General features: G+C 79.0%; 1 protein-coding gene. It reads left to right on the top strand.

The genetic code is table 11. The features are described 5' to 3' along the window. A partial coding sequence (locus N866_RS21830; protein WP_034230045.1) for a hypothetical protein occupies window positions 1-576 on the top strand: 576 nt, incomplete at both ends.

Raw genomic sequence — 576 nt, forward strand, 5'->3', positions numbered from 1 at the left:
CCGGCCCCGACGCACCGTCGGCCGGACCCGCGGCACCGCCGCAGAACCGGTCCGCGATGTTCTCCGGCTTCCGGTCCCGTCGCGCCGAGCTGGCCGCGGCCGCCGTGGACCAGCTCCCGGACCGGGACGACGAGCGCCCGTCGGGCGACGGGGCGGACCGCCTCGCCGCGGCCGCCGCGACCCTCGGCCGGGGGTCGACGGACGTCCAGGACAGCACCCCGCCGGCCGACGTGCCGGTGCCCCTCGTGATCCCGGTCCTCGAGGACGACGACGAGTACCCGCCGTCGCTGCTCGGTGCGGTCGGCGGGACGTCCGGCGGTCGGCACGCCGTCCGGGAGGACGACCTCGTCTGGCCCCCCGCCGTCGACGACGCCGAGGACACCTGGGGCGGACCGGTCGAGCAGGAGCAGCCCTCCTGGACCGGTGGGACCGCCTGGCAGCAGCCGGAGCCGCAGCAGTGGACCGCGGACCCCGCCCCCGTCGAGCCGGTCGCCGACGCGCAGCCGGCGACCTGGGAGCCGACCCAGCCGACCCAGCCGACGTGGCAGGCCGAGCCGGCCCAGCCGACGTGGCAGG

Origin of the sequence: Actinotalea ferrariae CF5-4 (assembly GCF_000603945.1) — a bacterium.
Taxonomy (GTDB): Bacteria; Actinomycetota; Actinomycetes; order Actinomycetales; family Cellulomonadaceae; genus Actinotalea; species Actinotalea ferrariae.